Origin of the sequence: Pseudomonas sp. CFBP13508, assembly GCF_005233515.1 — a bacterium.
In the GTDB taxonomy this organism is placed as follows: Bacteria; Pseudomonadota; Gammaproteobacteria; order Pseudomonadales; family Pseudomonadaceae; genus Aquipseudomonas; species Aquipseudomonas mercuritolerans.
Genome location: NZ_QFZZ01000004.1, coordinates 558,982 through 585,073 on the forward strand (window position 1 = coordinate 558,982; position 26,092 = coordinate 585,073).

Here is a 26,092-nt window from a genome sequence, read left to right on the forward strand (position 1 = left end):
GCCCGCTTCGAGATTCTGATATGGACATTCGCCACCTGGCCTTCCTGGCTAGCCAACCTTCTGCGGCCGTAAAAAAGCGCGAGCAATTCTGCGGCATGCCCAAGCGTGGTCTGGCCTTTTTGCTGGCGAACGTCATGTTCTGGCAACCGGTGTGGGCGCAGGCGGACGGCATCGTTGTCAGTGCCCCCGGCACCAGTCTGGATCGCGCCGGCAATGGCGTGCCAATCGTCAACATCGCAGCGCCCAATGGCAGTGGCCTGTCGCATAACCAGTTCCACGATTACAACGTCGGTGCGCAAGGCGTCATCCTCAACAACGCCACCGACCGCATGCAACAGACGCAACTGGGCGGGATCATTCTCGGCAACCCGAACCTGCGTGGCGCAGCGGCACAAACCATCCTCAACGAAGTCAATGGCGGCAGCCCGAGCCAGTTGCGCGGCTACACCGAAGTCGCAGGGCAATCGGCACGGGTGATCGTTTCCAATCCTTACGGCATCAGTTGCAACGGTTGCGGTTTCATCAACACGCCACGTGTCACGCTGACCACCGGTAAACCGGTGCTCGACAACGGTCGCCTGGAGCGCTTTCAGGTCGATCAGGGAAGCGTTTCGATTGACGGCGTCGGTCTTGATGCGAGCAACGTCGACAGTTTCGAAATCATTACCCGCAGTGCGCAGATCAATGCACAGATCCACGCAAAAAACCTGAACATCACCACCGGCCGCAACGACGTCAACGCCGACACGCTCAGCGCCACCGCCCGTGCCGATGACGGCAGCGCCAGACCACAACTGGCCATCGACTCCTCGGCGCTCGGCGGCATGTATGCCGGTGCAATCAAACTGGTCGGCACCGAGCAGGGCGTTGGTGTGAAGCTGGCGGGGGATCTTGCCGCCAGCGCCGGTGACATCCGGATCGACGCCAATGGCCAGCTGACCCTGGCTAAAGTCACGGCGGGTAATGCCGTCGATGTAAAGGCCAAAAGTCTCGATGCCCAGGGCGCGGTTTATGCCGGTACGCAGGTCACCGTACAAACCGCCGAAGACCTGATCAATCGCCAAAGCCTCGCTGCCCGTGACAGCGTCAGCCTGAGCAGCGGCGGCAGGCTGACCAATACCGGTGTGATTGAAGCCGGGGTAAACGCAGACAACAGCCGCAACACCAATGGTCATCTGTCGATCAACAGTGCTTCGGTAAGTAACAGTGGCAGCGTTCTGGCCAGCCGCACATTGCACGCCAGCGCAGCCGACACGTTCGAGAACCAGAACGGTACCGTGCAGGCTCAAGACCTCGCTCTGAACGCGGCGCGCCTGGTCAACCAAGGTGTGAATGCACGCGTTTATGGTGAAACCCGTCTGGTCGTGAGCGCGCCGGCCATCGTCAACCTCAGCGGCCTGATTCGCTTCGCCGATGGGCAAGCGGCAACACTGGTGGTCGACAGTATCGACAACCGTCAGGGCCGTATCGAAATCGCCGGCGGCAGCCTCAAGCTCAATGCTCAGGAGGTAAAAAACACCGGCGGCAAAGTGATCGCCGGTCGCCTCGACCTGGACGCCCGTCAACTGGACAACAGCGGCGGCCTGATCGGCGCCAGCGACGGTGAGGCCAAGGTTGTTGCCCGCGAACGTCTGAATAACGGCGCGGGCAAGATCCAGGCGAAAACCACACTGGCACTGTCGGGAGGGGAGTTGCTCAATCAGGGTGGGACGCTGGCTGCCGACGACATTCACGTCACGGCCACTCGCCTCGATAACAGCGCCAAGGGTGTGATCAGCGCGGAAAACGGTGCTGCTGATCTGACGCTGATGCAGGATCTCGACAACCACGACGGCAAGGTGCAAGCCTCGGATCGCTTGACCATCACTGCGCAGAGCATCAACAACCGCAACGCAAGTCTGACGGGCAAAACCCTCGAGGTGGCCAGTCGCGGCACGCTGGATAATACGCAAGGCACGATTTCGTCCGATGACAGCGTGGTTTCCAGTGCAGACCTGGATAACAGCCTTGGCCTGATCCTGGGGACCGATCGCCTGAGCCTGGCCGCGCAGGACCTGCAAAACGCCAGCGGCCAGCTTTTGGGCGGCATCGTCGACGCAAACCTGCGCAATCTGATCGGCAACAACGACGGCACGCTCAGCGCCGAAACCGGGCAACTGACGCTCCTCGTCCAGCAGCACTTGAACAACGCATTGGGCCGTCTGCAATCCATCAAAGGCGATGTGGAACTGCGTGCCAGCTCTGTCGATAACCGTGGCGGTGTAGTCGCCGCCCGGCAATTGCTGGTGTTGGCCAAGGACGGACACGTCGACAACCGTGGCGGGCGGATGATCGTCGACGGCCTGGAGTTGCACGCGGCCAGCCTTGATAACCGTGCCAACGGGTTGTTGGCCGCAGGTGCCGATGGCACGCGGTTGATCCTCAAGCAAACTGCACCAAGCCAGTCGCAACTGCTGAATCAACAGGGCCGGATTCAGAGCGAAGGTCAGTTGCACATCGACGGTGACGAGGTCGACAACAGCGCCGGTGTCCTGCTTGGCAACGCTATCGACATCAATGCCAAACAACTTGGCAACAACGACAAGGGCGGCATCGTCGGTAATGGCGGCGATGTCGTCCTCAACATTGCCGGAGTCTTCAGCAACGTCACCGGTCTGGTCGATGCTGGCGCACAGCGCTTGCTCCTTGATCAACTGACCTCGCTGGATAACCGGGGCGGCACCCTGCAAGGCAAGCGCCTGGACATCAATAGCGCCTGGATCAACAACAACGCTGCCGGGCAGATCATCGCTGGCAGCGACGGCCTGAAGATTACTGGCAAAACACTGCTCAATCAGCAAGGTGTGATTCTGGCCAACGGCAGCCATGCCGAACTGGCGCTGAACAACGGCAATTTGCAAAACCAGGGCGGCACGCTGCAAGCCGACTCGGTGAGCATCAACAGTGCCGACCTCGACAACAGTGCAGCCAGCGGCAAAGCCGGGCTGATTTCCAGCCTGATTGATGACTTGACGCTGACCGTGACGCGCCTGGCTAACCGCGCCGGCAAGATGTTCGGCAAGGATCAGGTGATCTTCACTGGTGCCAGCCTGGACAACACCAGCGGCGAGATCAGCGGTAATCAGCTGGGGCTCGAAGCCGTCGGGCAGGTTCTCAATCAGGGCGGCCTGATCGAATCGGCAAACAGCCTCAAGCTGACTGCCTACGGCTTGGATAACAGCGCCGGTGGCCAGCTCCGCGCCCTCGGTGGCGCTGCGAGTCAGATCAAGCTGACCGGCAATCTGAACAACCAGAGCGGCGTGATCGAAATCGGCAGTCAGGACCTGCTGCTGTCGGGTGCCGAAATCAATAACTTCAGCGGCAATGTGCGCCACGCGGCGCAGGGCCTTTTCGACCTGGATGTGAGCCAACTGGCCAACAACCAGGGCAGTCTCACCGGGCTGGGCAATGGTGTATGGGATGTCGGCTCGGTCAACGGTGTTGGTACCTGGCAACTGAACGGCGGGCTGACCTACACCAGTGCGCAGAACCTGACGCTCAATGCTGGCGAACGGATCGCCAGTACTTCGGGGCTCAGCCTCAACGTGGCCAACCTGAACAATGCCGGACAATTGCTCAGCGGCGGCGATCTGGCGCTGACCCTCGGCGGTAATCTGCTCAACAGCGGCAAAGCCTCCGCGCAGCAGAAACTCACGATCAGCGCCAACGACGTGATCCAGCAGGACGGGCGACTGGTCAGCGGCGGCGACACCGTGATGACCTTGCGCGGCACACTGGACAATCTCGGTCGCCTGATCGCCAACCAGAACCTCACGGTGACGGCGGCACGGATCAATAACAAAGGCACCCTCGGCGCCCAAGGCAATCTCGAATTCACCGCCGCCAACGGTCTCTACAACGATGCCGACACGCTGCTGTTCAGCGGCGGCACGATGAAGCTGCACGGCAACAGCCTGAATAACTATTACGGCGATATTTACAGCCGCGGCAACATGAGCTTCGACGCTGTCGATGGCGGGCGCGCGGCGTTGTTCAGCAACTTGTCGGGCACCATCGAAGGCGAGGGTGACGTCGACATCAACGCGGTTTCCTTCGAAAATGCCAAAGCCGAGTTCGAGCTGACTTCCGGTCAGTCGTCCGGCAGTTTGAGCTGGGTGTGCGGTCAGCACTGCGATGGTGGTGATGGCTGGAAGCGCGGCACCATCACCATCACTACCCAATTCAACGACGAGGTGCTCAAGGACTCGCGCGCGGCGCGATTCGTGGCAGGCAAGAACTTCACCATCCACGCCAACCAGTTTGAAAACCGTTACAGCCTGCTGGCCGCCAACGGCGACCTGACCGTGACGGCTGACAGCCTGCTGAACCAGGGCGCGGAGTCGCGTTCGGGGACGCGCGTGGTGAAAAGGGGCACCCCTGGGCGTATCGACAACAGCCTCTGGGACAAGATGGAGTTCGTCGATGTTCCGGCGTTCAACGCGGCTACCGCGGCCGGCAACTTCGATCAGGCGCGGTTCGATGAACTGATCAGTCGCTCCAGTGATTCGCGATTCTCTTTGATGAGTGACGTCACCACCTGGAATGCAAACGGCAACGCCGTTTACGCTGCGGTGATGCAGGCCGGCGGCAAGGTCAAGCTCGACGTCACCAACAGCATCCAGAACGGCACGCTATACGACAACACTTATGATCAACTGACAGGTTCCCTGGCCAGCGACCAGACAGACGCGGTCGGCGGCATCAACATCAACCTGGGCAAACATAGCACCGACGCTGTCGCCCAAACCTCCAGATCCGTTACCCGTATCGAGCATGTCGACGCCGATGGCGTGAAGCAGATCAGCTTCACGCCGGTGGACTTCAAAGGTGTGCCGTTCGCCGCAGTCGACCCGACGGCTTCCTCGACCTTCCGGTTGCCGAAAGGCCCGTACGGCATGTTCGTGCAAAGCACCAATCCGCAGAGCCGTTATCTGATCGAAACCAACCCAGAGCTGACTCAGACGACCGCGTTCATGAGCTCCGACTACCTGCTCGGTAAGCTCGACTTCAGCGCCGACGAAGCGGCGCGTCGCCTCGGTGACGGTCGCTATGAATCGCGGCTGATCAGCGACGCCGTCATGGCCCAGACCGGCCAGCGTTTTCTCGCCGGTGGCCTGGAGAACGACTACGAGCAATTTCGTTATCTGATGGATAACGCGCTCGCCAGCAAAAATCAATTGAACCTCTCAGTCGGCGTCAGCCTGACCTCGGCGCAGGTCGCTGCGCTGACCCACGACATTGTCTGGATGGAAGAGCGCATCGTCGACGGCCAGAAAGTGCTGGTGCCGGTGTTGTATCTGGCGCAGGCCGAGTCGCGCAACGTGCGCGGTGGCAGCCTGATTCAGGGCCGAGATCTGGAAATGCTGGCCGGTAGCGATCTGGTCAACGTCGGCACATTGAAGGCCAGCAACGACGTGTCCGTCGACGTCAAGGGCAGCCTCTATCAGGGCGGTCTGGTGGAAGCCGATGAGCGCATCAAACTCATGGCCACCGACAGCATCCGCAACGCACTTGCCGGCGAAATCCGCGGCAATCAGGTCGAACTGACGACACTCAAGGGCGATATCGTCAACGATCGCACCGCCATCGCGGTGCGTGATGGCAACGGCATGCGCACCCTCGTCGACGACGGCGGCATCATCAGCGCCCGCGACAGCCTGACCATCAAGTCCGGACAGGATCTGATCAACGCGTCTGCCATCAGCAGCGGCGGTGACGCCAGCCTGAGTGCAGCGCGCGACATCAACCTGTTGGCGACACGCGACGAAGACGAACTCCACGAATCCTTCGATGGCGGCCACCGCTCAGTCATTACCACCACCGTGGAAAACCTCGCGTCGACAGTGAAAACCGGCGGCGACCTGAAGCTCGATGCCGGTCGCGACATCAACGTCGTCGCCAGCACAGCGGAAGCCACCGGCAACCTCACCGCCGAGGCCAAGCGCGACATCAACATGTCCTCGGCCGGAGATGAACACAACGTCGAAACCCATAGCAAGGACGGCAAGAAACGTGTCCATGAACAGGATGACCACACTGTTCAGAAAGCAGCTGAGTTCATCGCCGGCGGCGACGTAAAAACCAGTTCCGGGCGTGACACCACACTGGTCGCGAGCAAGATCAGCGCAGGCAATGAAGCCTACGTCTACGCCGGTAACGACCTCAGTCTGCTGGCTGCGCAGAACAAGGACCACACGCTCTACGACACGAAGGAGAAGGGCGGTTTCGGCAACCTGAAACTCCAGCGCGACGAGGTCACCCAGGTCACCCACGTCGGCAGCGAAATCAAGACCGGCGGCAACCTGTCTCTGGTCAGCCTGGGCGACCAGCATTACCAGGTGGCCAAACTCGACAGCGGCAAGGACATCCTCCTCGACAGCGGCGGCGCCGTCACCTTCGAAGGGGTGAAGGATCTGCATGACGAGAGCCATACCAAAACCAACAACAACGCGGCGTGGGTCTCGGCCAAAGGTCGCGGCAACAGCGACGAAACCCTGCGCCAGACGCAGATGATCGCCAAGGGCAACATCGTCCTGAAAGCGGTCGATGGGCTGAAGATTGATATCAAGGATGTGAGTCAGGAGTCCGTCAGCCAGACCATTGATGCGATGGTCAAGGCTGATCCGCAACTGGCGTGGTTGAAGGATGCGGAGGCTCGGGGAGATGTTGATTGGCAGCGCGTGAAGGAGATTCACGAGTCGTTTAAATACGAGAACTCGGGCGTCGGGCCAGCGGCGCAAATTGCCATCGCCATCATGATGTCTTTTGTGATGGGGCCGGCAGGACTGGGCTTGGTCGGCGGTGGCTTCGGCGGCGCATTCGCCACAACCCTCGCTACGACGGGCGTGACAAGCACGATCAGCAACAAAGGGAACCTCGGCGCTGCTTTCAAGGAAACATTCAGCGCCGACAGTCTCAAGAACGCAGCTATCGCTGGCTTCACCGCAGGCATGCTTGATTATGCCGATGCCAATTGGTTTGCAGCGGGGGGCAGCAAAGCCGCAAGTATTCTGACCAGCAGTAATTTTACCGACGTAGCGATCCGAACTGCAGGTCGCGCGGTCATTTCCAGTGGCATCTCTACCACCATTGGTGGCGGTAGCTTTGGTGACAACTTTGGTTCCGCGTTGCTGGGAGAAGCGGGCAGTGTCGCGATGGCGACCGGGTTCAATTTTGTTGGCGATCAAACGATCAAGTTCCCGGAAGGTGGCGTAGTAAAAGTTGTCGCGCATGCGCTGATGGGAGGCTTGCTTTCCGAGGCGATGGGTGGGGATTTTGCTACTGGTGCGGCGGCTGCCGGGCTGAACGAAGCGGCGATGAATGTCCTTGTGAAGTTCGCTGGTGGCAATGATCAGATGCAGGTGATGCTGTCGCAGCTGACGGGCGTGTTAGCGGCTGCCGCCGTGGATGAAAACACCCAGCTAGGGGCCGCCATCGCAGGGAGTGCGACGACCTATAACTACCTCTATCACCGTGAGGTGAAAGAGATGCTGGCCGAAATGGACAGCAAATCCACTGATGAGGAAAAGCTGGCGGTCAGGGATAAATACGAAGCGCTCGACAAGCAACGAGAGTTGGAGCGTGACGAGTTTTGTAAAGGAGCAGCTGATACTTGCCGTCAGATCTCACGCGATTTGGCCGACGATGACGAAAAATTTTCAGAACTCATAAACAAACTGAGGAGTGAAGGCAACGGAGCAGAGGCCTATTGGGTAAGCTCTGTTCAAGAAGGGAATTTATATTCTGCTGGATCAATGGCTTCCGTTGTGAAAGCACAGGAGGGTGGCTTCTTTGCAAAATTGGGCGCTGTGGTTTTCGAGATGGGCGCCGGAATTTTTCCGGGGCGGGCTATCGGAAAAGGCACGACGGCTAAACATGTGGATGATGAAAAGGTTGTTGATGTAAAAGGGGTTGCTGGCGGCGCAGGCGGTACTGAAAAAATCGTCACGATCAGCAAAGATCGCTACCCCGAGTCGGCGCAACATATTGAAGATGCCATCGGGGCAGGAAAGCCTGACACGTTGACCATAGATCGAGATAATGCGGCAACGCGCAGGCGTGATTCTTTGCGCGGAATTGAAACAAAACCGGGCCTCGACCGTGATGAATATCCGCCCGCCATGTTCCAGGAAGGGGGGCAGGGAGCCTCAGTAAGGCATATCCCCGCTGGTGATAACCGTGGGGCGGGCGCTTGTATTGGCGCTCAATGCAGAGAGTTGCCTAACGGGACGAAGGTTAGAATAGAGGTGATAGATTAGATTATGAATAATCTGGATAAGTTGTTATCGATTGCAAGTTCGTCCTTGAGTGAACGTGAGCCAGAACTGTCTGGGCCAATACGCAAACTGGCAGGGACTTCGGCGGAACAACTTGTTAATGTGCTGCGTCAGCGCAATGGCTTCTATGCTTTTGAAGGCGCGCTGCATGTTTTTCCAAGTGACTCCAGTCAAAGTGAAATGGGAATGTCTGATTGGAATCACGCTGACCTGTGGCGCAGTAGCTACAATGGCCTAGCCGATAACGTTGTCTTTTTTGCTGAAGATATCTTTGGTGGACAGTTCTGTATTAAGGATGGCAGTATCTACATTTTTGATCCGGAAACTGGCTCGTTAGAGTACTTGGCTGCGGATGTTGAAAGCTGGGCTGAAGTAGTTCTGCACGACTATGAAGTATTGACAGGCTATCCGTTGGCTCATCAGTGGCAAAAGCGCAATGGTCCAGTTCGTGCGGGGATGCGTTTGCTGCCCAAAGTGCCTTTTGTAATGGGCGGCGATTTTTCCTTGGATAATTTATATGTTGCCGATGCTGTAGAAGGCATGCGGCTCAGAGCCGATATAGCCGATAAGATTAAAAATTTACCAGACGGTACTCAGGTTAAATTCAGTCTGGACTGACAGGAGAAAATAAATGGGGGCGGACCACGTTTAGAAAGGGATAAATGGGGACAGACCACGTTTAGAAAGCACTCCACTCCAAGAACGTGGGTCTGTCCCCGGGAAAAAGGGTGGCAAACCACGTTTTAATGTAATTGACTGCAACAATACGTGAAAATTTGCCGTCATGTTTACCTTGCGGCCCGCTAAGCTTTCAGTTCGACCAATTGAAAGGATTCATCAATGCCGCGTAGAGCCCGAGTTTTGATACCAGGCGTACCGCTCCACTTGATTCAGCGAGGAAACAATAGATCTGTCTGTTTTTTTACCGAGGAAGACTACCATTTTTATCTGGAGCTGTTGGCTGAGCAGGCGTCGAAAAATGACTGTGATGTTCATGCGTGGTGCTTAATGACCAATCACGTTCATTTGTTAGTCAGTCCTCATCATGCCAATAGCGCAAGCCTGCTGATGAAAGGTATTGGCCAGAGATACGTTCAATATATAAATCGCGTGTACAGACGCAGTGGAAGTTTGTGGGAAGGCCGGTATCGTTCATGCCTTGTTGAGAGTGAGCGATATTTATTGTGCTGTTATCGGTACATCGAAATGAATCCGGTGAGAGCGAAAATGGTAGTTCATCCAGCCGAATATCGCTGGTCAAGCTACCGTGTTAATGCACAATCAGAGCGCTCGCACATTGTTACCCCTCATGCTCAATACTTGGCGCTTGGAGTGCAGGGCGGGCAACCGGCAGATGCCTACCGCGAACTGTTCAATAAAGACTTAGAGTCAGAAGTGGTTGACCAGATTCGTGCCGCGACCAATGGGAATAATGTTTTTGGCGGTTCAAAGTTTGCTGTTGAAGTGGAGGCAATGATCGGTCGTCGTGTGCAGCGAGGGAGCCCGGGACGGCCGAAAAAATCGACCATTTAGTAAAAGGTGGTCTGTCCCCGTTTTTTACTCGTGCCGCGACCAATGGGAATAATGTTTTTGGAGGTTCAAAGTTTGCTGTTGAAGTGGAGGCAATGATCGGTCGTCGTGTGCAGCGAGGGAGCCCGGGACGGCCGAAAAAATCGACCATTTAGTAAAAGGTGATCTGTCCCCGTTTTTTACCGTTTTTTACTTTTTAATCATCCTGATATGGCGAATCAGGGAACATTTAAAGTGTTTAATCCTGGGAAACCGCAATGAGCAAGCAGTGTTTTATGGGGTGCGAGCAGTGTGGAGGGGAGCTGTCTGTCTACAGAGAAGGCAGCGCCCAAGGAGTAAAATGTTCTCAGTGCGGTTGGTCGGTAGTTACAACCCACATTCCAGAGATTAAGGTGGACGAGACTCAGTATGAGGTGCGCTGCCGGGGTGACTATCAGAATAAAGCCCATGTAAAAGCTGTTTCTGAAGTTACAGGCCGTAATTTCTTGTCTTCCAGAACTACTCTCCAGCAAGATCTTGCTCTGGTGTTTGTCGGTCAAGCGGAGAAGGTTTTGCAGGTTAGAAATACTCTTGTTTTTGCGGGAATGACGTGTGAGATTACGCCTGATTTTCGCTGGGTATGAACGTTGCAAATAACCTCGGACAGATCACGTTTAGAAAGCGTTGCGAAAACGTAGTCTGGGTAAATGGGGACAGACCACGTTTAGAAGGCACTCCAAAACGTGGTCTGTCCACGTTTCCTTCCAAAACGTGGTCTGCCCCCGTTTCCTTCCCCCGGAATGAAATCAGTAAAAGAGGTGAAATAATATGAAGCGCGCTCTCTCTCTTGGACGGTCGGTTTTGGCGGAACCTGTGAAGGTGGCACGCAAAGAGATCCATCTTGGAATGATGTAGTTGCGCACCTTGAAGAATCCTGCCGAAGTTTGGGGAGTGTAACCCTGGATATTGAAGAATTAGCAGGCTTCGAACTATTGACATTGCAGGTTGTTGCAGAGAGAAACAAGTACGCGCTGACTCTCGGCGTTGATGATGGCGATGACAACGATGTCGAAGTATTTTGCGGCGATAAAAATCGTGGCGGAATCATTCATATCCAAGGCGACGCCGTTGCTGGTTCAGCCATCTGCTCAAATTTTGAGATTGTCGTAGAGATATTCAACCAGCTCTTCGACAGTGGCCGAGTGTCGCCAGCGCTCATGAACTGACGTTTGGAGATAAACGGGGATAGACCACCTTTCATTTCGCGTCGAGCGTATAACGCGATGGTGACCTGAAGCTCGATGCCGGTCGCGACATCAACGTCGTCGCCATCGCCGAAGCTACCGGCAACCTTACCGCCGAGGCCAAGCGGGACATCAACATGTCCTCGGCCGGTGAGGAACACAACGTCGAAACCCATAGCGAGGACGGCAAGAAACGCCTCCATGAGCAGTACAACCACACCGTTTAAAAAGCTGTTGAATTAATCGCTGGCGGCGACGTAAAACCCAGCTCGGGCCGTGACATCACTTTGATCGCGGGTAAGATCTGCGCAGGCAACGACGTCTACACCGGCAATGACCTGAACCTGCTGGCCGCGCAGAACAAGGACCATACCCTATGCGACATGGAGGGGTAAAACGTGGTCTGTCCCCCGTTTTCAACAATATTTCTGACATGCTGGGAGGCTATAAAAACGCCAGCGGGACGATAGATATTTTTAGTGAGCTAAAGGTTTGCGCTAGCTGCAGCAATGCTATTGCACAATTCATGGATCGCTTTCCCAATATCAATGTGAATGTGATCGCGAACCCTAATGGTCATAGAATTTTGAGAGACTGATCATGTCAGCGATTTTAAGTTATAAAGAAATAATGCAGCGAATGTTTTACTACTATCCCATTTACTGCAGGACTAAGATCAGGAAGAACAAAAAATCAGGTTTTTCCTGGGTTGAAGGGGAACTTGAAGTCGGCTATGCATTAAATGAGATGGGAGAAAGTTTTGTTACTCCAGTTGAAAAGCTAATGCTCCAGACTGCCGGGCTTGTGTTGTCGGCGGGAAGAGAGCCCAAGGTCGCTTTTGATTTTTCGGTTGACCATATAAAAGGGATTATTGAGGTGCATGGGTTAGCGTCTCTTATGTCACAGTTGTCTGAGCAAGATGCTGTGCAGGTCGAGTCGGACTTAAAGCTTTTAGACATTATTTTAACGATTGCTGCAGGGCAGGTTTATTGAACTCGATAAGTCTGCCCGCTAAGTCTTTACGGGGTAATAAAAAGTGATTAGAGCGGGAATTTTGCTTTCACTGGTTTTCCTGATTGCAGGCTGCCATTCCAACGTCAGAGACTCTTCCCCCAGTCTTTTAAAGGAGGGTGTCCAACTTCAGCAAAAAACGGTAACACCAGATGCACAACACGCCAAAATCATCATGAAAGCGACAGGTTACACATACCCTGTCGAGTTCTCGGTTCGCCGGGCTTCAGATCCCGATCAACGAATGGAAGTGCTGGGTACTGTGGTGGATTCCGGGCGGGGTAAGGTATTCGGCTGGATCGCCAAGCTTAACGAAGCGGCCAACAGCGCCACATTCAAGCACTTCCCTCAGTTGGAAGCGCAAGCCAATGCCGACGAACCCTTCGAAGTGTCGGGGCGTTCCAACGGCATGGGCACCGGCAACACTTATAGCTGCGGGCCGCTGAGCAGTACCTTTACGCCGGAGCGAAGCAAGGTCTACCTGGTGGAGTTTCAGTTTGTTGGACGGGGTTGCGAGCAGCGTGTTTACGATGTCACCCAGCCAGGCCAGCGCATTCCCGTGATCTCTAAAAACTAAAGCCCCGGACAAGTCCGGGGCCTTTTAGTGGGTCAGAGACCGTCCGCCGAGTAATCAACGAAACGCCGGCACCACATGCTTGATAAACAACTCCAGCGACTTCTTCTTCTCTTCATGCGGCAAACTGTTGTCACACCAGAAACTAAACTCATCCACCCCCAGTTCCTGGTAGTACTTGATCCGCGGAATGATCTCTTCCGGCGTACCAATCATCGCGGTCTTGTGCAGACTCTCCAGTTCAAACTCCGGACGTCCGGCAAACTTCTCTTCCGGGCTTGGCGCGAGGAAGCCATTGACAGGGGTTTGCTTGTTGCCGAACCACGCATCGAACGTGCGATAGAAACGTGAGATGGCTTTGGCGCCAACTTGCCAGCCGTCCGGGTTATCAGCGGTGTGCACGTGGGTGTGGCGCAGCACCATCAATTGTGGGCGCGGTACGTCTGGGTTGTTGTCCAGTGCAGTCTGGAATTTGTTCTTCAGGTCGAGGACTTCTTCGTCGCCTTTCATCAATGGCGTGACCATGACGTTGCAGCCGTTGGCCACGGCGAAGTTGTGCGAATCCGGGTCGCGGGCGGCGATCCACATTGGCGGGTTGGGCTTCTGGATCGGCTTCGGCACGCTGGTGGAGGTGGGGAATTTCCAGATGTCGCCTTCGTGGGCGTAGTCGCCTTGCCACAGGGCGCGGACCACCGGGACCATTTCGCGCAGGGCCTGGCCGCCGCTGGAGGCGGGCATGCCGCCGGCCATGCGGTCGAATTCAACCTGATAGGCGCCACGGGCGAGACCGACTTCCATGCGGCCGTTGCTGATCACGTCGAGCAGGGCGCATTCGCCGGCGACGCGCAGCGGGTGCCAGAACGGCGCGATGATGGTGCCGGCGCCGAGGTGGATGGTCGTGGTTTTCGCTGCGAGGTAGGCCAGCAGCGGCATCGGGCTTGGGGAGATGGTGTATTCCATGGCGTGGTGTTCGCCGATCCACACGGTGCTGAAACCGCCGGCCTCGGCCATCAGGGTCAGTTCGGTCAGGTCTTCGAACAGTTGGCGGTGGCTGACGCTTTCGTCCCAGCGTTCCATGTGTACGAACAGGGAAAATTTCATGACGCTACCTCGAGTCTTTTGTAATTGGCCGGTCGTATGCGGGCCTGTCGAACTGACGTGAGCGCTGTGCGCTCGCGAGTCTTCTCACCATTCAGGCACGCCTTCGAGGACGGCTGTTCGGTTGATTGAATATTGGTATACCATAATACGGAATATCCGCAAAATATTTCTGACCGACACTTCGAACAAGGAAGGCGCAAGCAATGAACATAAAACAAAAACTGACTCTGGCGTTTGCGGTAATCGCCAGCCTGCCGGTGTTGCTGGTGGCAGCGCTGATCATCCTCAATGTCCGCGAGGGCGCGCGCGACACCTTTACTGACAGCACCGGGCGCGAAGTGCGTCAGGTGGAAAACGCGATGCAGCTGTTTTTCGAGGGCATCAGCCAGAACGTTGCTTACCTGGCCGAGCATCCGCAACTGCAGAGCATCGACACCAGCCTCAAACGCTACCTGAGCAGTGACGCCGCGCAAGTGCCGATGGGGCCGCAGGATCAACAGCTGTTCAAACTGTTCGACGGTCTGGCCAAGGCCCATCCGGCCTACACCTATCTATCTGTCGGCACCGAGCAGGGCGGTTATCTGTTCTGGCCGGGCGATGCGAAGTTGGCGAACTACGATCCGCGCACCCGCCCCTGGTACAAAACCGCGATGGCCAATCCCGGCAAAACCCTGCGCACCGAGGCCTATTACTGGGCGGCGGATGACGTGGTGCTGGTGAGCACTGTGCGCAGCTTCAACAACCAGTTGGGCAGCAATGCTGGCGTGGTCAACATCGATGTGTCGCTCAAGCAATTGACCGATCTGGTTAAGCAGATCCGCCTCGGCGAGAGCGGTTATCTGATGCTGATGGAAGCCAACAACACCGTGCTGGTCGACCCGAGCGATCCGGCGCACAACTTCAAGAAACTCAGCGATCTCGGCGACGGTTATCAGCAACTGGCCGAGGCGGGCAAAGGCCTGGTCGAGGTGCAGCTGGCCGGCGAGGATTACATGGCTCTGGTCTGGCCCTCGCAAGCGTTGGGCTGGCGGTTTGTCGGCTTGGTGAAAGCCAGTGAAGTGATGGCGGGGGCAACCCGTTTGACTTGGCTGATTGGCGCTATCGCTGTGGTTTGCGCTCTGCTGTTCGCGACGGCTGGCGCGTGGTTCGCGGGTTTGATGGTCAAGCCGATTCGTGGTGTCGCCAGTGGTCTCGAAGGTATTGCTCAAGGCGAGGGCGATCTGACTGCGCGACTGGAAGTCCGTGGGCAGGATGAAACCGCGCAACTGGCCGGCTGGTTCAACCAGTTTCTTGAAGCGATTCGTACGTTGATTCAGCGCATCGGCCAGGCAGCGGGGCAGATTCACAGCAGCTCTGGCAGCGCCACCGAAGTCTCGGCGGAAATGGCCGACGTCGCTTCGCGTCAGCGTGAGGCGGTGGACATGGTGTCGACCGCATTCCACGAAATGGTCGCCACTTCCAACGAGGTTGCGCGCTCGTGCAGTCAGGCGGCCGACTCGGCAGACAACGGTCAGCGTCAGGCTCACACCGGGCAGCAGCAGATCGACGCGGCGGTGAGTAACGTCGGGCGCTTGAGTCAGGAGATCGGCCACAGCGCCGAGTCGATGCAGCAACTGGAGCAGGACAGCAACGACATCCAGTCGATCCTCGGCACCATCCGATCGATTGCCGAGCAGACCAATCTGCTCGCGCTCAACGCCGCCATTGAGGCCGCGCGCGCCGGTGAACAGGGCAGGGGCTTTGCCGTGGTCGCCGATGAAGTTCGCGCGCTGGCCAAACGCACTTCCGACTCCACCGGTGAGATTGACGCACTGCTTGGCAATCTGGCGCGGCGCACCCACCAGATGGGCAAGCAGATGCACGCCAGCCTCGAGGTCTCGCAGGAAACCGTGGTGTCGATCAACGAGGCGCGGGCGAGTTTTGAATTGATCCGTGAATCGGTTGACGTGATCCGCGACATGAATACGCAGATCGCCACGGCGGCGGAGGAACAGCATCAAGTGGCGGAGGACATCAATCGGCACATCAGCCAGATTCATGGTGATGCGCAGTTGGTGGCGAGCCTGGCGGATTCAACTCGCCAGGATGCGCAGAACCTGACGGCGTTGTCGCAGACGTTGAATCAGTTGGTGAGCCGGTTTCGGACCTGACACAGTCGCCCAGGCAATACCAAAACCTGTGGGAGCGAGCTTGCTCGCGAAGGCGTCAGATCAGTCAAAAATGTAACAACTGACCCATCGCTTTCGCGAGCAGGCTCGTTCCCACATGGCTTTTCGGCGGTTTTGAAAATCAAGCCACAACCGGCAACGCGCCCATCTTGCCGTGGCAATACACCAGCGGCCCGGCGACCTGCTCGGGGACGATCAGGTTCTTCACCGCGCCGACCATGATCGCGTGGTCGCCACCTTCGTATTCACGCCACAACTCGCACTCGATCACCGCCGTCGCATTGGCGAGGATCGGGTTGCCCAGTGCGCTCAATGTCCACTCGATGCCCTGCGCCTTGTCCTTGCCTTTGCGGGCGAAGGCATAGGCCTCGCTCTGCTGCACGCTGGACAACAGGTGAATCGCAAAGCGTTTGTTCTTGATCAGCACGGGATAGGAATCGGAGCTGTAGTTGGGGCAGAACAGCACCAGCGCCGGGTCCATCGACAGGGAGCTGAACGCGCTGGCGGTCAGGCCGACGATCTGACCGTCGTCGTCCAGCGTGGTGATGACGGTGACGCCGGACGGGAACGAGCCCATGACTTGTTTGTAAATGGCAGCATCGATCATTGGGTGGTCCTCGGGTGGTGTGACGCGGTTTTTATGGTTTGTAGGTCTGATGGTATACCGTAATACATATCTTGCAAGAGCTTTTCTGGTGAACCGATAAACGTGCCACTTTCGTCGGAAACTCAGTGTTTACGGGGCTTTCAGCTAGCCGGTCAGGGGTGGGATCAGCGAGGATAGCGGATCTGAGAGCAACAGATTCAGCGGATCAGGCTTGTGCAAAGTCTGGAATACCATAATATGGTCTGCATCTGAGGGGCGACCCAAGAGTCCTCCCGGTTTGGCTTCATACAAAGATAAAAACAGACAAACTCGAGTTCATGCATATGTCCCAGATGTCCCGGCAAGATCCGTTGATCGAGAATCATACGGTCGATTACGTCCCACTCGCGGAACGCCACGGGAAGGCCCGCGATCTGTTCACTCTTTGGTTCAGCACCAACATCGCGCCACTGCCCATCGTCACCGGCGCCATGGTGGTCCAGGTGTTCCATCTGAATCTGTTCTGGGGGCTGCTGGCGATTGCGCTGGGGCATATGATCGGCGGCGTGGTGATTGCGCTGGCCTCGGCGCAGGGTCCGCGCATGGGCATTCCGCAAATGGTCCAGAGTCGCGGTCAGTTCGGTCGTTATGGCGCACTGCTGATCGTGTTCTTCGCGGCTCTCATCTACATCGGTTTCTTCATTTCCAACATCGTGCTAGCCGGCAAATCCATCGTCGGCATTGCGCCGTCAGTGCCAGCGCCGCTGAGCATTCTGATCGGCGCGCTGGCCGCCACCGCGATCGGTGTGATCGGCTACAACTTCATCCATACGCTCAACCGCATCGGCACCTGGGTGATGGGTGGCGCGTTGCTCGCCGGGTTCATCTATATCTTCGCCCATGAACTGCCAGCGGACTTTTTGACGCGCGGCAGTTTCAATCTGTCCGGCTGGCTGGCGACGGTGTCGCTGGGGATCATCTGGCAGATCAGCTTCTCGCCGTACGTCTCCGACTATTCGCGTTATCTGCCAGCAGACATCGGTATCGCCAAACCCTTCTGGGCGACGTATCTGGGCGCGACGCTGGGCACGATTCTGTCGTTCAGTTTTGGCGCGGTGGCAGTGCTGGCGACGCCGGAAGGCACTGAAGCGATGGCGGCCGTCAAGCAGTCCACCGGCTGGCTGGGGCCGATTCTGATGGTGCTGTTTCTGCTCAACATCATCAGCCACAACGCGCTCAATCTGTATGGCGCGGTGCTATCGATCATCACCTCGATCCAGACGTTCGCCAGCCAGTGGACGCCGAGCATCAAGGTGCGCGTGGTGCTGTCGAGCGTGATCCTGGCCGGATGCTGTGTGGTCGCCCTCGGTGCCTCGGCGGATTTCATTTCCGAATTCATAGGACTGATTCTCGCGCTGTTGCTGGTGCTGGTGCCGTGGGCGTCGATCAACCTGATCGATTTCTATCTGATCAAGCGCGGTAACTACGACATCGCCTCGATCTTCCGCGCTGACGGTGGCATCTACGGGCGCTTCAACCTGCACGCGATCATTGCTTACTTCATCGGCATCATCGTGCAACTGCCGTTTGCCAACACCTCGCTGTACGTGGGGCCGTACGCCAATCTGGTGGAAGGTGCCGACCTGTCGTGGCTGGTTGGCCTGGTGGTGACCGTGCCGCTGTATTACTGCCTGGCGACTCGCGGTCAGGCGCAGCAGAGCAGGGCGGCCAGACTCGGCTATACCGACTGATCCCAACGGCAACCCGACAATGCCCGGCCCAGCGCCGGGCATTTTTGTTTGCGTATTTCAGCGGTCACGGAAATTGGCCATATCGATCCCCTTTTGGCCTGCCGCCTACTGTCATCGCGCTACGCTGTCAGCAAGAATCGAAACCATAACAACAGGCTCGACCTTTTTTGCCCTTGGCTACCGTTACAGCCACTGCCGTGTACAGAACATAAAAACCATCGATCTCACGTCGCATTCGGGGAAACAACCATGGTCACGATCAAACGCATTCTGGGCGCCACCGTGTGTGGTCTGACGCTGCTGGCCGGCGCCGTCCAGGCCGAGCAGCGCGAATTGCGGGTGTACAACTGGGCGGATTACATCCTGCCGGCAGTGCCCAAGGACTTCGCCGAGCAAAGCAAGATCAAAGTGACCTGGGACACCTTCGACACCAACGAATCCCTGGAAGCCAAACTGCTCACCGGCAACTCCGGTTACGACCTGGTGGTGCCGTCCAACCAATTCCTCGAAACCCAGATCAAGGCCGGCGTGTTCCAGAAACTCGACAAGTCGAAACTGCCGAACTGGCAGCACCAGGATCCGGCGTTGCTCAAGTTGCTCGACGCCAACGACCCCGGCAACCAGTACGGCGTGCCGTACATGTACGGCACCGTGCTGATCGGCTTCAACCCGGCCAAGGTCAAGGCTGCCCTGGGCGAAAACGCGCCGGTGGACAGTTGGGATCTGGTGTTCAAGCCCGAGAACATGGAAAAGCTCAAGGCCTGTGGCGTGGCGATGCTCGATTCGCCGTCGGAGATCCTGCCGCTGGCCCTGCATTACCTCGGCCTCGACCCGAACAGCCAGAACCCGGCGGACTATGAAAAGGCCAAGGCCTTGATGATGAAGATTCGTCCTTACGTGACCTACTTCAACTCGGCCAAGTACATGACCGACATCGCCAACGGCGACATCTGCGTGGCGATCGGTTATTCCGGCAGCTTCTACCAGTTCGGCAATCGCGCCAAAGAGGCGGGCAACGGCGTGGTGGTCGACTGGCGTCTGCCAAAGGAGGGCGCGCCGATCTGGTTCGACACCTTCGCCATTCCGAAGAGCGCGAAGAACGTCGCCGAGGCCCACGAATTCCTCAACCACTTGCTCGACCCGAAAGTGATCGCACCGATCAGTGACTTCCTCGGTTACCCGAATGCCAACAAGGACTCGATGCCGCTGGTCAACAAGGACATCACCGACAACCCCAACCTGACCCCGAACAGCGAAGCGCTGAAAACCCTGTATGTGGTGCAACCGTTGCCGCAGAAAATGGAGCGGGTGCGCACGCGGGTGTGGACCAGTATCAAGTCCGATAAATAAGAGCACCGCACTTCAAATGTGGGAGCGAGCCTGCTCGCGAAAGCGGTGTGTCATTCAACTCCTATGTTGAATGATCCGGCGTATTCGCGAGCAGGCTCGCTCCCACAGGTGGGTTGTGTTGTGTCATTCAGGGCGGCGTTCTGCCTCGCGGCTGGTCACCAGGCTCAACAGCACCGACCCGAGAATCACCGTCCCGACGATTGCCAGCGACCATTCCACCGGCATGTGGAACCACGGCATCAGCACCATCTTGCCGCCAATGAAAACCAGCACGATCGCCAAGCCATACTTGAGCAGGTGAAAGCGGTCAGCCATGTCTGCCAGCAGGAAGTACAACGCACGCAGGCCCATGATCGCGAAGATGTTCGAGGTGAAGACAATGAACGGGTCGGTGGTGACGGCGAAGATCGCTGGAATGCTGTCGACGGCGAACATCAAGTCGCTGGCCTCGATCAGCACCAGCACCAGGAACATCGGCGTCGCCCAGCGCACGCCGTTCTGCAGGATGAAAAACTTCTCGCCGTGAAAGCCACTGGTGATGCGCATATGCCCGCGAACCCAGCGCAATAACGGATTCTTTTCCAGATCCGGTTGATGATCAGCGAACACCAGCATCTTGATCCCGGTGATGATCAGGAACACACCGAATGCATACAGCAGCCACTCGAACTGCGACACCAGCCACACACCGGCAAAAATCATGATCGCGCGCATGACAATCGCGCCCAGCACGCCGTACAGCAGCACTCGTCGTTGCAATTCCGGCGGCACGGCGAAGTAGCTGAAGATCATCACGAAGACGAACATGTTGTCGATCGATAGCGACTGCTCGATCAGATAACCGGTGAGAAATTCCAGGGTTTTCTGTCGGGCGATTTCACCGCCGAATTCGCCGTGCAGATACCACCAGAGCAATCCCGCGAAGCTCAGCGCCAACAGGCACCAGGCAACCACCCAGGCCGACGCTTCCCGCACCGACACCCGGTGCGCCTTGCGCCCGCCGAAGACAAACAAGTCCAGGGCCAGCATGGCCAGAACGAAGACGATGAAGGCGCCCCACATCCAGGGTTCGCCGATGTTGATGTTCGTGGCAGGCATGGCACGCTCCCCTGTCTTTTTATTTGCAGCAAGCACCTCTCCTGTGGGAGCGAGCCTGCTCGCGAATGCGGTGGATCAGTGAGATGGAGGTTGCCTCACACCCCGCATTCGCGAGCAGGCTCGCTCCCACAGGCATCACTGCACCCTCTCGATAAAGTCTGACGGGGCCATGCTAGCGACGGATCTGGAGCAAAGAAAAATCGTTTATTCCTGACGGACAGTTCGGCAAAAACGAAGTGTCAGCGGAAAAACTCTCCCGGCGTTTCGCCAAACTGCTGACGAAACGCGGCGATAAACGCCGAGGTCGAGTCGTATCCGCAGGCCAGCGCAACATCGGTCACTCGCTCGCCTTTTTCCAGCGGGGTCAGGGCGCCAAGCAAGCGCAGGCGTTGACGCCAGGCGCGGAAGGTCAGGCCGGTGTCGCGCAAAAACAGGCGGGTCAGAGTCTTTTCGGTGATGCCGAATTTTTCGCTCCAGTGGCTCAGGGTGGTCTGCTGTTCCGGGTGTTGTTCCAGGCTCTGGTAGATCTGCTTCAGGCGAGCGTCCTGCGGCAGCGGCAGCATCAGGTCGATGGTCGGCGCGTCGCCGAGTTGATCAAGGATGACCTGGGCTAGGCGTCCGTCAGGGCCGTTCTCGTCATAGTCGACCGGGACCTGACTGAAGGCGCGGATCAACTCCCTGAGCAGATCGCTGACGCCCAGCACATGGCAATGCCCGGCGGCCCAACCGGTGACGCTGCTGTCGATGTACAGGCTGCGCATTTCCGTATGCGGTGCGCTGAACACCCGGTGCGGCACGCCGGCCGGGATCCACACCGCACGCTCCGGCGGCGCGACGAATCGGCCGGCGCTGGTCTGCACTTCGAGCACGCCCTGAATCGCGTAGGACAACTGCACCCACGGATGACTGTGGCGGCGGGTGAGGGCGCGATTCGGCAGCGATTCGGTGCGTCCGTACACGGGGCGCGGCAGGCTGGGCAGCCCGGGAACGCTGCGGCGAACACTCTTGGCATGTCCTTTAGGCGGCATCTTGCGGCTCTTCGGCGTTAGTCGGTAATTGCCAGTCACGTTAGAGTCGTCCGCACGTACTGGCAACCTCCGGATGAATCTTATGACGCGCCCACGTTTTTTGCCCGATAACTTCACCCTGACCTTGATCGGCGTCGTCTTGCTGGCGAGCTTTCTGCCCGCCAGCGGCCAGGTCGCGGTCGGCTTCGGCTGGCTGACCAACATGGCCATCGCCCTGCTGTTTTTCCTGCACGGCGCCAAGCTGTCGCGAGAATCGATCATCGCCGGCGCCGGCCACTGGCGTTTGCATCTGCTGGTGTTTGGCCTGACCTTCGTATTGTTCCCGATCCTCGGTCTGGCGCTGAAGCCATTGTTGTCACCGCTGATAGGCGATCAGCTGTACATGGGCATGCTCTATCTGTGCGCGTTGCCGGCCACTGTGCAGTCGGCGATTGCCTTCACTTCGCTGGCGCGGGGCAATATTCCGGCGGCGATCTGCAGTGCGGCGGCTTCAAGCCTGTTCGGGATTTTTCTCACGCCGCTGCTGGTGACGCTGCTGCTCAACGTTCACGGTGACGGCGGTTCGACCCTCGATGCCATCGTCAAGATCAGTGTGCAATTGCTCCTGCCATTTATTGCCGGGCAGATCGCCCGGCGCTGGATCGGCGCGTGGGTAGGGCGCAACAAGAACTGGCTGAAATTCGTTGATCAGGGTTCGATTCTACTGGTGGTGTACGGCGCATTCAGCGAAGCGGTCAACGAGGGCATCTGGCAGCAGATTCCGTTGTTCGAGTTGCTCGGTCTGGTACTGGTCTGTTGCATCCTGCTGACGTTGGTTCTGGTGGCATCAATTCTGTTGAGCAAAGCGTTCGGCTTCAACCAGGAAGACCGCATCACCATTCTGTTCTGCGGCTCGAAAAAGAGCCTGGCCACCGGCGTGCCGATGGCGCAGGTACTGTTTGCCGGCAGCACTATCGGCGTGCTGATTCTGCCGCTGATGCTGTTTCACCAGATTCAGCTAATGGTCTGCGCGGTGTTGGCGCAGCGTTATGCGCGCCGGCCGGAGTCGGTGCCGGAGCTGATGGCGCAGGTTGACCCTTAGTCCAGAGCACATGTGTGGACATAACGAATCGAAGCATCGCAGCTCCAGCGGCTACCGAGGTGAGGTTGTTCACGGAAGTGATGCAACGGTCTTATCGTGTTTAATTCATTTTTATCAATTAGTTAGTGATTGCCAGGTTTGAGAGCAAGCATTTTGTCCGTGAAAAACGTTCAAAAATATTCTTGTTTTGGGGTTGCCATGCCGCAGTCGGCTGTTTAGGATCCAATCTTCGCAAGCATGGATACCGGGCATGAAGCTTGGTACTACGAGAGTTATAAGGACATCGTCTTCGCAGACATCAACCTATAGTGGTCAGTCGCAGACTCAGCGATTATCGACTGCCGAGTGTCGATACTTTTTGCAATATTGGTACTTCGCGACCGCGCGCCTGTATGTGAATAGGATTTACGTAAAGGACTCTACGTATGCAAACTATAAGTCGGATTGTCATTGTCGGATTTGGTAGCATTGCCCAGGCCTTGCTGCCCCTGATTAATGAACGTTTTCAGGTCGATGTTGTAATCTTTGATAAAGATCTGGACGTCTCCAAACAGGCCATTGCGCAAGAATATTCAGCGACTTTGATAAAGAAACTGATTACCCCGCATAACTTTGAAGAGGTTATAGGGCCTTTTCTGAATGACCAGGTTTTTTTGTTGAATCTGGCTGTTTCGGTCTCCACTCAATCATTGATAATGTTGGCTCAGAGGCACGATGCACTGTATTTGGATACTTGCATCGAACCTTGGGAATACACAGCCGAAGTCGAATCAGGCCTGACCAGCAATTTTGCTTTGCGGGAGGGTCTCAAGCGTTTTACAAAACAGCAACGCCCTGATGGTGCAACGGCTGTTGTCGCTCACGGTGCCAATCCGGGATTCATTTCCGTGTTGCTGAAAAAAGCATTGACGCAAATGGCCGCGGTCAATGACGTTGCTTATAAAACCGGGGATCGCGAAGATTGGGCTGAACTGGCCGAGCGCTTGGGTATCAGGGTCATCCAGATATCCGAGCGCGATACTCAAGTCTGCGGAGATCAGCGTCCGGAACAGCACTTCATGTGCACTTGGTCGGTGGACGGTTTGATTACCGAATGCCTGCAGCCAGCAGAACTGGGCTGGGGCAGTCATGAGGTCAGATTGCCTGAAGCGGCGATTCGCAACGATTACGCGATAGCCATGAGTGAGCAAGGGCGTGAGGTCAGAGTCAGAAGCTGGTCTCCGAACTATCTGGACTTTTCCGGTTACCTGTTGACCCACAATGAGTCGCTGTCGATTGCCGAATATCTGACCGTAGGCGATGGCGATAACCCCCGCTATCGCCCTACCGTTTATTACGCATACCACCCCTGTGACCAGGCCGTGGCTTCAATGTCCCTGCTGGACAATGGAAATGAACAGCGGGTGTTAACCAAGGAGGTATTAAAAGACGGCATTGTTTCCGGTATCGATGAACTGGGCGTGTTTCTGATCAGTGACAAGTATCCGTCAGTGTGGATGGGCTCGAATCTGTCCATTGGCAAGGCACGCAAGATGGCCAAATACAACAGCGCTACGAGTCTGCAGGTGGTGTCCAGTATTGTCGCTGGAATGGCGTGGGCGCAGGCCAATCCTCGGGCCGGAATTCTGGAAAGTGAATATCTGGACTGGGAGTTCATCTACGGAATCGTTGAAAAGTACTGGCAGCCGATTGTTTTTCAGCAGACCGAATGGCGACCGGATGCCGCCACTGATGCACTTTTGTTTGGCAATTTTCTGGTCTGAGTGTTTTCCAGGTTCTTGTTCAATCTATCAAGGAAGAATGTATGTCGATGGCAACCGGCGCGATCACGCGCACCACTCCCGATGCTTCCGCAGTCTTGTCTGGTTTCAGCTTTCCCGCAGTGGAACTGAACGAGTCGGAGCGCGAGGAATGGAGGGAGATATTTTTCGATTCGGTAATCACAGAATATGACGCGCGCCGGTTGTACTGGTATCTGGAAGGTAATTATCCAGAGGTCTTCAAATCCCTCGAAGACGTGCTCAATCCTTGGTTGAAAGATGAAATTGACCATGCCTACGGTTTTGCGCTTATTTATGCTTCGTATTCGGCTATTCCTTTTGATGAAGTTTCACTGAGTGTTGAGCTGCGCAAGCCGGACTTCAGCATTGTCGATAACATTGCGGCTGATCCGCTAAAGCTGTTGGTGACTCTTGCTTATGACGAGATCATCACGACGCACGTTTATCATCGCAGCATCGCAAGCTACGATAACTTCAATTCGGAACAGTTGTCGGCATGGATACGTAAAACCAAAAAAGACGAAGTAACGCACTTCTTCGCCTTCGTAAAAAAAGCCAGGGAATTGTATCCGCGAAGAATTCAGGAAGTGCCTGCGATACTCGAGGAGATTTTTCAAATTGATTTCGAGAAGCCCAGTTACACCGGAACATTCGTTTTGGATCATAACGCGCCGGATTTCCCGATTTCCCGGCAGGAAATCAAGGACATGATTATTCCGGCAATTGTAAAAAAATTCAGTGAATGACTGCATGAAATCGGGAGAGAAATAGCATGGAAGCGGCTTTCTTGAAAAAGCGTAACTGGAGTTCAAGGGCTATTTTCGAAGATGTCGCTACCAGTGGATGGATCAATCCTGGCATCGATCAGTCTTTTAAGGCGTTTTTTATGGCCGATCTTGTGTCTGAATACGACTCTGTGAATCTCTATAATTTTTTGTACACCCGGCGTAGAGAATTTTCCCCTTATTTCGTTCAGTACCTGGATTTCTGGTATGCCGATGAGCGCAATCACGCGGACGGATTCTTCGAGCTGAACCGGCTGGTCTTTGGCGCTGACGAACGTGAACTCATCAATTACCTGAAAGGTCGTGTTGGCGATTTCACAGGGCTTGAAGACATACTTGCCAGTGAATTCAATCTGCTCCTGTTATTCGCTTACGACGAATACGTTTCGGTGAAAACGTACAAGAAAGACACCTTTTACCAGGACTTCGGCCATCCCGGATTCAACTTGTGGATCAAGAACCTGATCGCCGACGAAGCCATTCATTTTGGCAATGCGATAAAAATTTTAAAGACCTTTCACGCCGATAAGCTTGATCGGGCGGAGAGCATACTGCGAAAAATTGGTGGCTTTGAAGGTGCAGAGTACAAAAACACGTTTCTGTTTGACCACGATGGCCCACATTTTCAGTTGGACAGCGACGAAGTAGGCGAAATTGTTATCAATGAAATCCTGTCAATCCTGCAGAAGAGATCTTTGTGAAAAAAGAAC

The 26,092-nt window shown here is 56.3% G+C and carries 18 protein-coding genes; 13 read left to right on the forward strand and 5 right to left on the reverse strand.

What is annotated here, in order from left to right:
• The first annotated feature begins 20 nt into the window (after positions 1 to 20).
• From PspCFBP13508_RS14825 to PspCFBP13508_RS14840, 4 genes are all read left to right on the forward strand, one after another.
• Entirely contained in the window at positions 21 to 8,297 is an 8,277-nt protein-coding gene (locus PspCFBP13508_RS14825) for a DUF637 domain-containing protein (RefSeq protein WP_137214945.1), read from the forward strand.
• A 3-nt stretch (positions 8,298 to 8,300) separates the two neighbouring features.
• The gene (locus PspCFBP13508_RS14830; protein WP_241669519.1) at positions 8,301 to 8,933 is read left to right on the forward strand and encodes an SMI1/KNR4 family protein; all 633 of its coding nucleotides are present in this window, start codon (positions 8,301 to 8,303) and stop codon (positions 8,931 to 8,933) included.
• Between the two features lie 222 nt (positions 8,934 to 9,155).
• Positions 9,156 to 9,848, forward strand: a complete 693-nt coding sequence (locus PspCFBP13508_RS14835; RefSeq protein WP_122691844.1) for a transposase — start codon at positions 9,156 to 9,158, stop codon at positions 9,846 to 9,848.
• A gap of 254 nt (positions 9,849 to 10,102) precedes the next feature.
• Positions 10,103 to 10,468: a hypothetical protein gene (locus PspCFBP13508_RS14840; protein WP_137214946.1), complete on the forward strand. Its 366-nt coding sequence runs from the start codon at positions 10,103 to 10,105 to the stop codon at positions 10,466 to 10,468.
• Between the two features lie 464 nt (positions 10,469 to 10,932).
• Here PspCFBP13508_RS14840 and PspCFBP13508_RS14845 read toward each other — a convergent pair whose 3' ends face one another.
• Positions 10,933 to 11,271 carry a hypothetical protein gene (locus tag PspCFBP13508_RS14845; protein WP_024013217.1) on the reverse strand — a complete coding sequence of 113 codons (339 nt, stop codon included), beginning with the start codon at positions 11,269 to 11,271 and terminating at the stop codon, positions 10,933 to 10,935.
• A gap of 397 nt (positions 11,272 to 11,668) precedes the next feature.
• Between PspCFBP13508_RS14845 and PspCFBP13508_RS14855 the strand changes: the two genes are divergently transcribed.
• Together PspCFBP13508_RS14855 and PspCFBP13508_RS14860 are read left to right on the forward strand one after the other, a co-directional pair.
• Positions 11,669 to 12,061, forward strand: coding sequence for a hypothetical protein (locus PspCFBP13508_RS14855; RefSeq protein ID WP_137214948.1), 393 nt, complete (start codon positions 11,669 to 11,671; stop codon positions 12,059 to 12,061).
• Between the two features lie 43 nt (positions 12,062 to 12,104).
• Positions 12,105 to 12,656: a hypothetical protein gene (locus tag PspCFBP13508_RS14860; RefSeq protein ID WP_178084491.1), complete on the forward strand. Its 552-nt coding sequence runs from the start codon at positions 12,105 to 12,107 to the stop codon at positions 12,654 to 12,656.
• 54 nt (positions 12,657 to 12,710) lie between these two features.
• On the opposite strand, the gene PspCFBP13508_RS14865 is transcribed toward PspCFBP13508_RS14860, so the two are convergent.
• The gene (locus PspCFBP13508_RS14865) at positions 12,711 to 13,754 is read right to left on the reverse strand and encodes an LLM class flavin-dependent oxidoreductase (protein WP_137214949.1); all 1,044 of its coding nucleotides are present in this window, start codon (positions 13,752 to 13,754) and stop codon (positions 12,711 to 12,713) included.
• A 203-nt stretch (positions 13,755 to 13,957) separates the two neighbouring features.
• Between PspCFBP13508_RS14865 and PspCFBP13508_RS14870 the strand changes: the two genes are divergently transcribed.
• Positions 13,958 to 15,904, forward strand: a complete 1,947-nt coding sequence (locus tag PspCFBP13508_RS14870; protein ID WP_137214950.1) for a methyl-accepting chemotaxis protein — start codon at positions 13,958 to 13,960, stop codon at positions 15,902 to 15,904.
• A 139-nt stretch (positions 15,905 to 16,043) separates the two neighbouring features.
• Here the strand turns inward: PspCFBP13508_RS14870 and PspCFBP13508_RS14875 are convergent, their stop codons facing one another.
• Positions 16,044 to 16,529, reverse strand: a complete 486-nt coding sequence (locus PspCFBP13508_RS14875) for a flavin reductase family protein (RefSeq protein ID WP_042606747.1) — start codon at positions 16,527 to 16,529, stop codon at positions 16,044 to 16,046.
• 323 nt (positions 16,530 to 16,852) lie between these two features.
• Between PspCFBP13508_RS14875 and PspCFBP13508_RS14880 the strand changes: the two genes are divergently transcribed.
• Positions 16,853 to 18,259 carry a cytosine permease gene (locus PspCFBP13508_RS14880; RefSeq protein ID WP_137214951.1) on the forward strand — a complete coding sequence of 469 codons (1,407 nt, stop codon included), beginning with the start codon at positions 16,853 to 16,855 and terminating at the stop codon, positions 18,257 to 18,259.
• Positions 18,260 to 18,508: 249 nt separating this feature from the next.
• Complete coding sequence (locus PspCFBP13508_RS14885) at positions 18,509 to 19,609, forward strand: polyamine ABC transporter substrate-binding protein (protein ID WP_137214952.1); 1,101 nt, start codon at positions 18,509 to 18,511, stop codon at positions 19,607 to 19,609.
• Between the two features lie 123 nt (positions 19,610 to 19,732).
• Here the strand turns inward: PspCFBP13508_RS14885 and PspCFBP13508_RS14890 are convergent, their stop codons facing one another.
• Both PspCFBP13508_RS14890 and PspCFBP13508_RS14900 read right to left on the reverse strand, forming a co-directional pair.
• Complete coding sequence (locus PspCFBP13508_RS14890) at positions 19,733 to 20,707, reverse strand: TerC family protein (RefSeq protein ID WP_137214953.1); 975 nt, start codon at positions 20,705 to 20,707, stop codon at positions 19,733 to 19,735.
• A 239-nt stretch (positions 20,708 to 20,946) separates the two neighbouring features.
• Positions 20,947 to 21,735 (reverse strand): helix-turn-helix transcriptional regulator, encoded by a 789-nt coding sequence (locus PspCFBP13508_RS14900; protein WP_137214955.1) that lies wholly within the window; start codon positions 21,733 to 21,735, stop codon positions 20,947 to 20,949.
• A gap of 82 nt (positions 21,736 to 21,817) precedes the next feature.
• On the opposite strand from PspCFBP13508_RS14900, the gene PspCFBP13508_RS14905 reads away from it, so the two are divergent.
• The 4 genes from PspCFBP13508_RS14905 to PspCFBP13508_RS14920 all read left to right on the forward strand — a co-directional run bounded on the left by PspCFBP13508_RS14905 (position 21,818) and on the right by PspCFBP13508_RS14920 (position 26,083).
• Positions 21,818 to 22,816 carry a bile acid:sodium symporter family protein gene (locus tag PspCFBP13508_RS14905; protein WP_137214956.1) on the forward strand — a complete coding sequence of 333 codons (999 nt, stop codon included), beginning with the start codon at positions 21,818 to 21,820 and terminating at the stop codon, positions 22,814 to 22,816.
• Between the two features lie 425 nt (positions 22,817 to 23,241).
• Positions 23,242 to 24,579, forward strand: a complete 1,338-nt coding sequence (locus tag PspCFBP13508_RS14910) for a saccharopine dehydrogenase C-terminal domain-containing protein (protein WP_137214957.1) — start codon at positions 23,242 to 23,244, stop codon at positions 24,577 to 24,579.
• A gap of 41 nt (positions 24,580 to 24,620) precedes the next feature.
• Positions 24,621 to 25,343 carry a hypothetical protein gene (locus tag PspCFBP13508_RS14915; protein WP_130910056.1) on the forward strand — a complete coding sequence of 241 codons (723 nt, stop codon included), beginning with the start codon at positions 24,621 to 24,623 and terminating at the stop codon, positions 25,341 to 25,343.
• Between the two features lie 26 nt (positions 25,344 to 25,369).
• Entirely contained in the window at positions 25,370 to 26,083 is a 714-nt protein-coding gene (locus PspCFBP13508_RS14920; RefSeq protein ID WP_241662851.1) for a hypothetical protein, read from the forward strand.
• Positions 26,084 to 26,092: the final 9 nt, after the last annotated feature.

What these genes read in the sequence shown, in the direction of transcription:
- PspCFBP13508_RS14825 (WP_137214945.1), top strand. Translation starts at nt 21, where the DNA reads ATGGACATTCGCCACCTGGCCTTCCTGGCTAGCCAACCTTCTGCGGCC.
- PspCFBP13508_RS14830 (WP_241669519.1), top strand. Translation starts at nt 8,301, where the DNA reads ATGAATAATCTGGATAAGTTGTTATCGATTGCAAGTTCGTCCTTGAGT.
- PspCFBP13508_RS14835 (WP_122691844.1), top strand. Translation starts at nt 9,156, where the DNA reads ATGCCGCGTAGAGCCCGAGTTTTGATACCAGGCGTACCGCTCCACTTG.
- PspCFBP13508_RS14840 (WP_137214946.1), top strand. Translation starts at nt 10,103, where the DNA reads ATGAGCAAGCAGTGTTTTATGGGGTGCGAGCAGTGTGGAGGGGAGCTG.
- PspCFBP13508_RS14845 (WP_024013217.1), bottom strand. Translation starts at nt 11,271, where the DNA reads ATGGAGGCGTTTCTTGCCGTCCTCGCTATGGGTTTCGACGTTGTGTTC.
- PspCFBP13508_RS14855 (WP_137214948.1), top strand. Translation starts at nt 11,669, where the DNA reads ATGTCAGCGATTTTAAGTTATAAAGAAATAATGCAGCGAATGTTTTAC.
- PspCFBP13508_RS14865 (WP_137214949.1), bottom strand. Translation starts at nt 13,754, where the DNA reads ATGAAATTTTCCCTGTTCGTACACATGGAACGCTGGGACGAAAGCGTC.
- PspCFBP13508_RS14870 (WP_137214950.1), top strand. Translation starts at nt 13,958, where the DNA reads ATGAACATAAAACAAAAACTGACTCTGGCGTTTGCGGTAATCGCCAGC.
- PspCFBP13508_RS14875 (WP_042606747.1), bottom strand. Translation starts at nt 16,529, where the DNA reads ATGATCGATGCTGCCATTTACAAACAAGTCATGGGCTCGTTCCCGTCC.
- PspCFBP13508_RS14880 (WP_137214951.1), top strand. Translation starts at nt 16,853, where the DNA reads ATGTCCCAGATGTCCCGGCAAGATCCGTTGATCGAGAATCATACGGTC.
- PspCFBP13508_RS14885 (WP_137214952.1), top strand. Translation starts at nt 18,509, where the DNA reads ATGGTCACGATCAAACGCATTCTGGGCGCCACCGTGTGTGGTCTGACG.
- PspCFBP13508_RS14890 (WP_137214953.1), bottom strand. Translation starts at nt 20,707, where the DNA reads ATGCCTGCCACGAACATCAACATCGGCGAACCCTGGATGTGGGGCGCC.
- PspCFBP13508_RS14900 (WP_137214955.1), bottom strand. Translation starts at nt 21,735, where the DNA reads ATGCCGCCTAAAGGACATGCCAAGAGTGTTCGCCGCAGCGTTCCCGGG.
- PspCFBP13508_RS14905 (WP_137214956.1), top strand. Translation starts at nt 21,818, where the DNA reads ATGACGCGCCCACGTTTTTTGCCCGATAACTTCACCCTGACCTTGATC.
- PspCFBP13508_RS14910 (WP_137214957.1), top strand. Translation starts at nt 23,242, where the DNA reads ATGCAAACTATAAGTCGGATTGTCATTGTCGGATTTGGTAGCATTGCC.
- PspCFBP13508_RS14915 (WP_130910056.1), top strand. Translation starts at nt 24,621, where the DNA reads ATGTCGATGGCAACCGGCGCGATCACGCGCACCACTCCCGATGCTTCC.
- PspCFBP13508_RS14920 (WP_241662851.1), top strand. Translation starts at nt 25,370, where the DNA reads ATGGAAGCGGCTTTCTTGAAAAAGCGTAACTGGAGTTCAAGGGCTATT.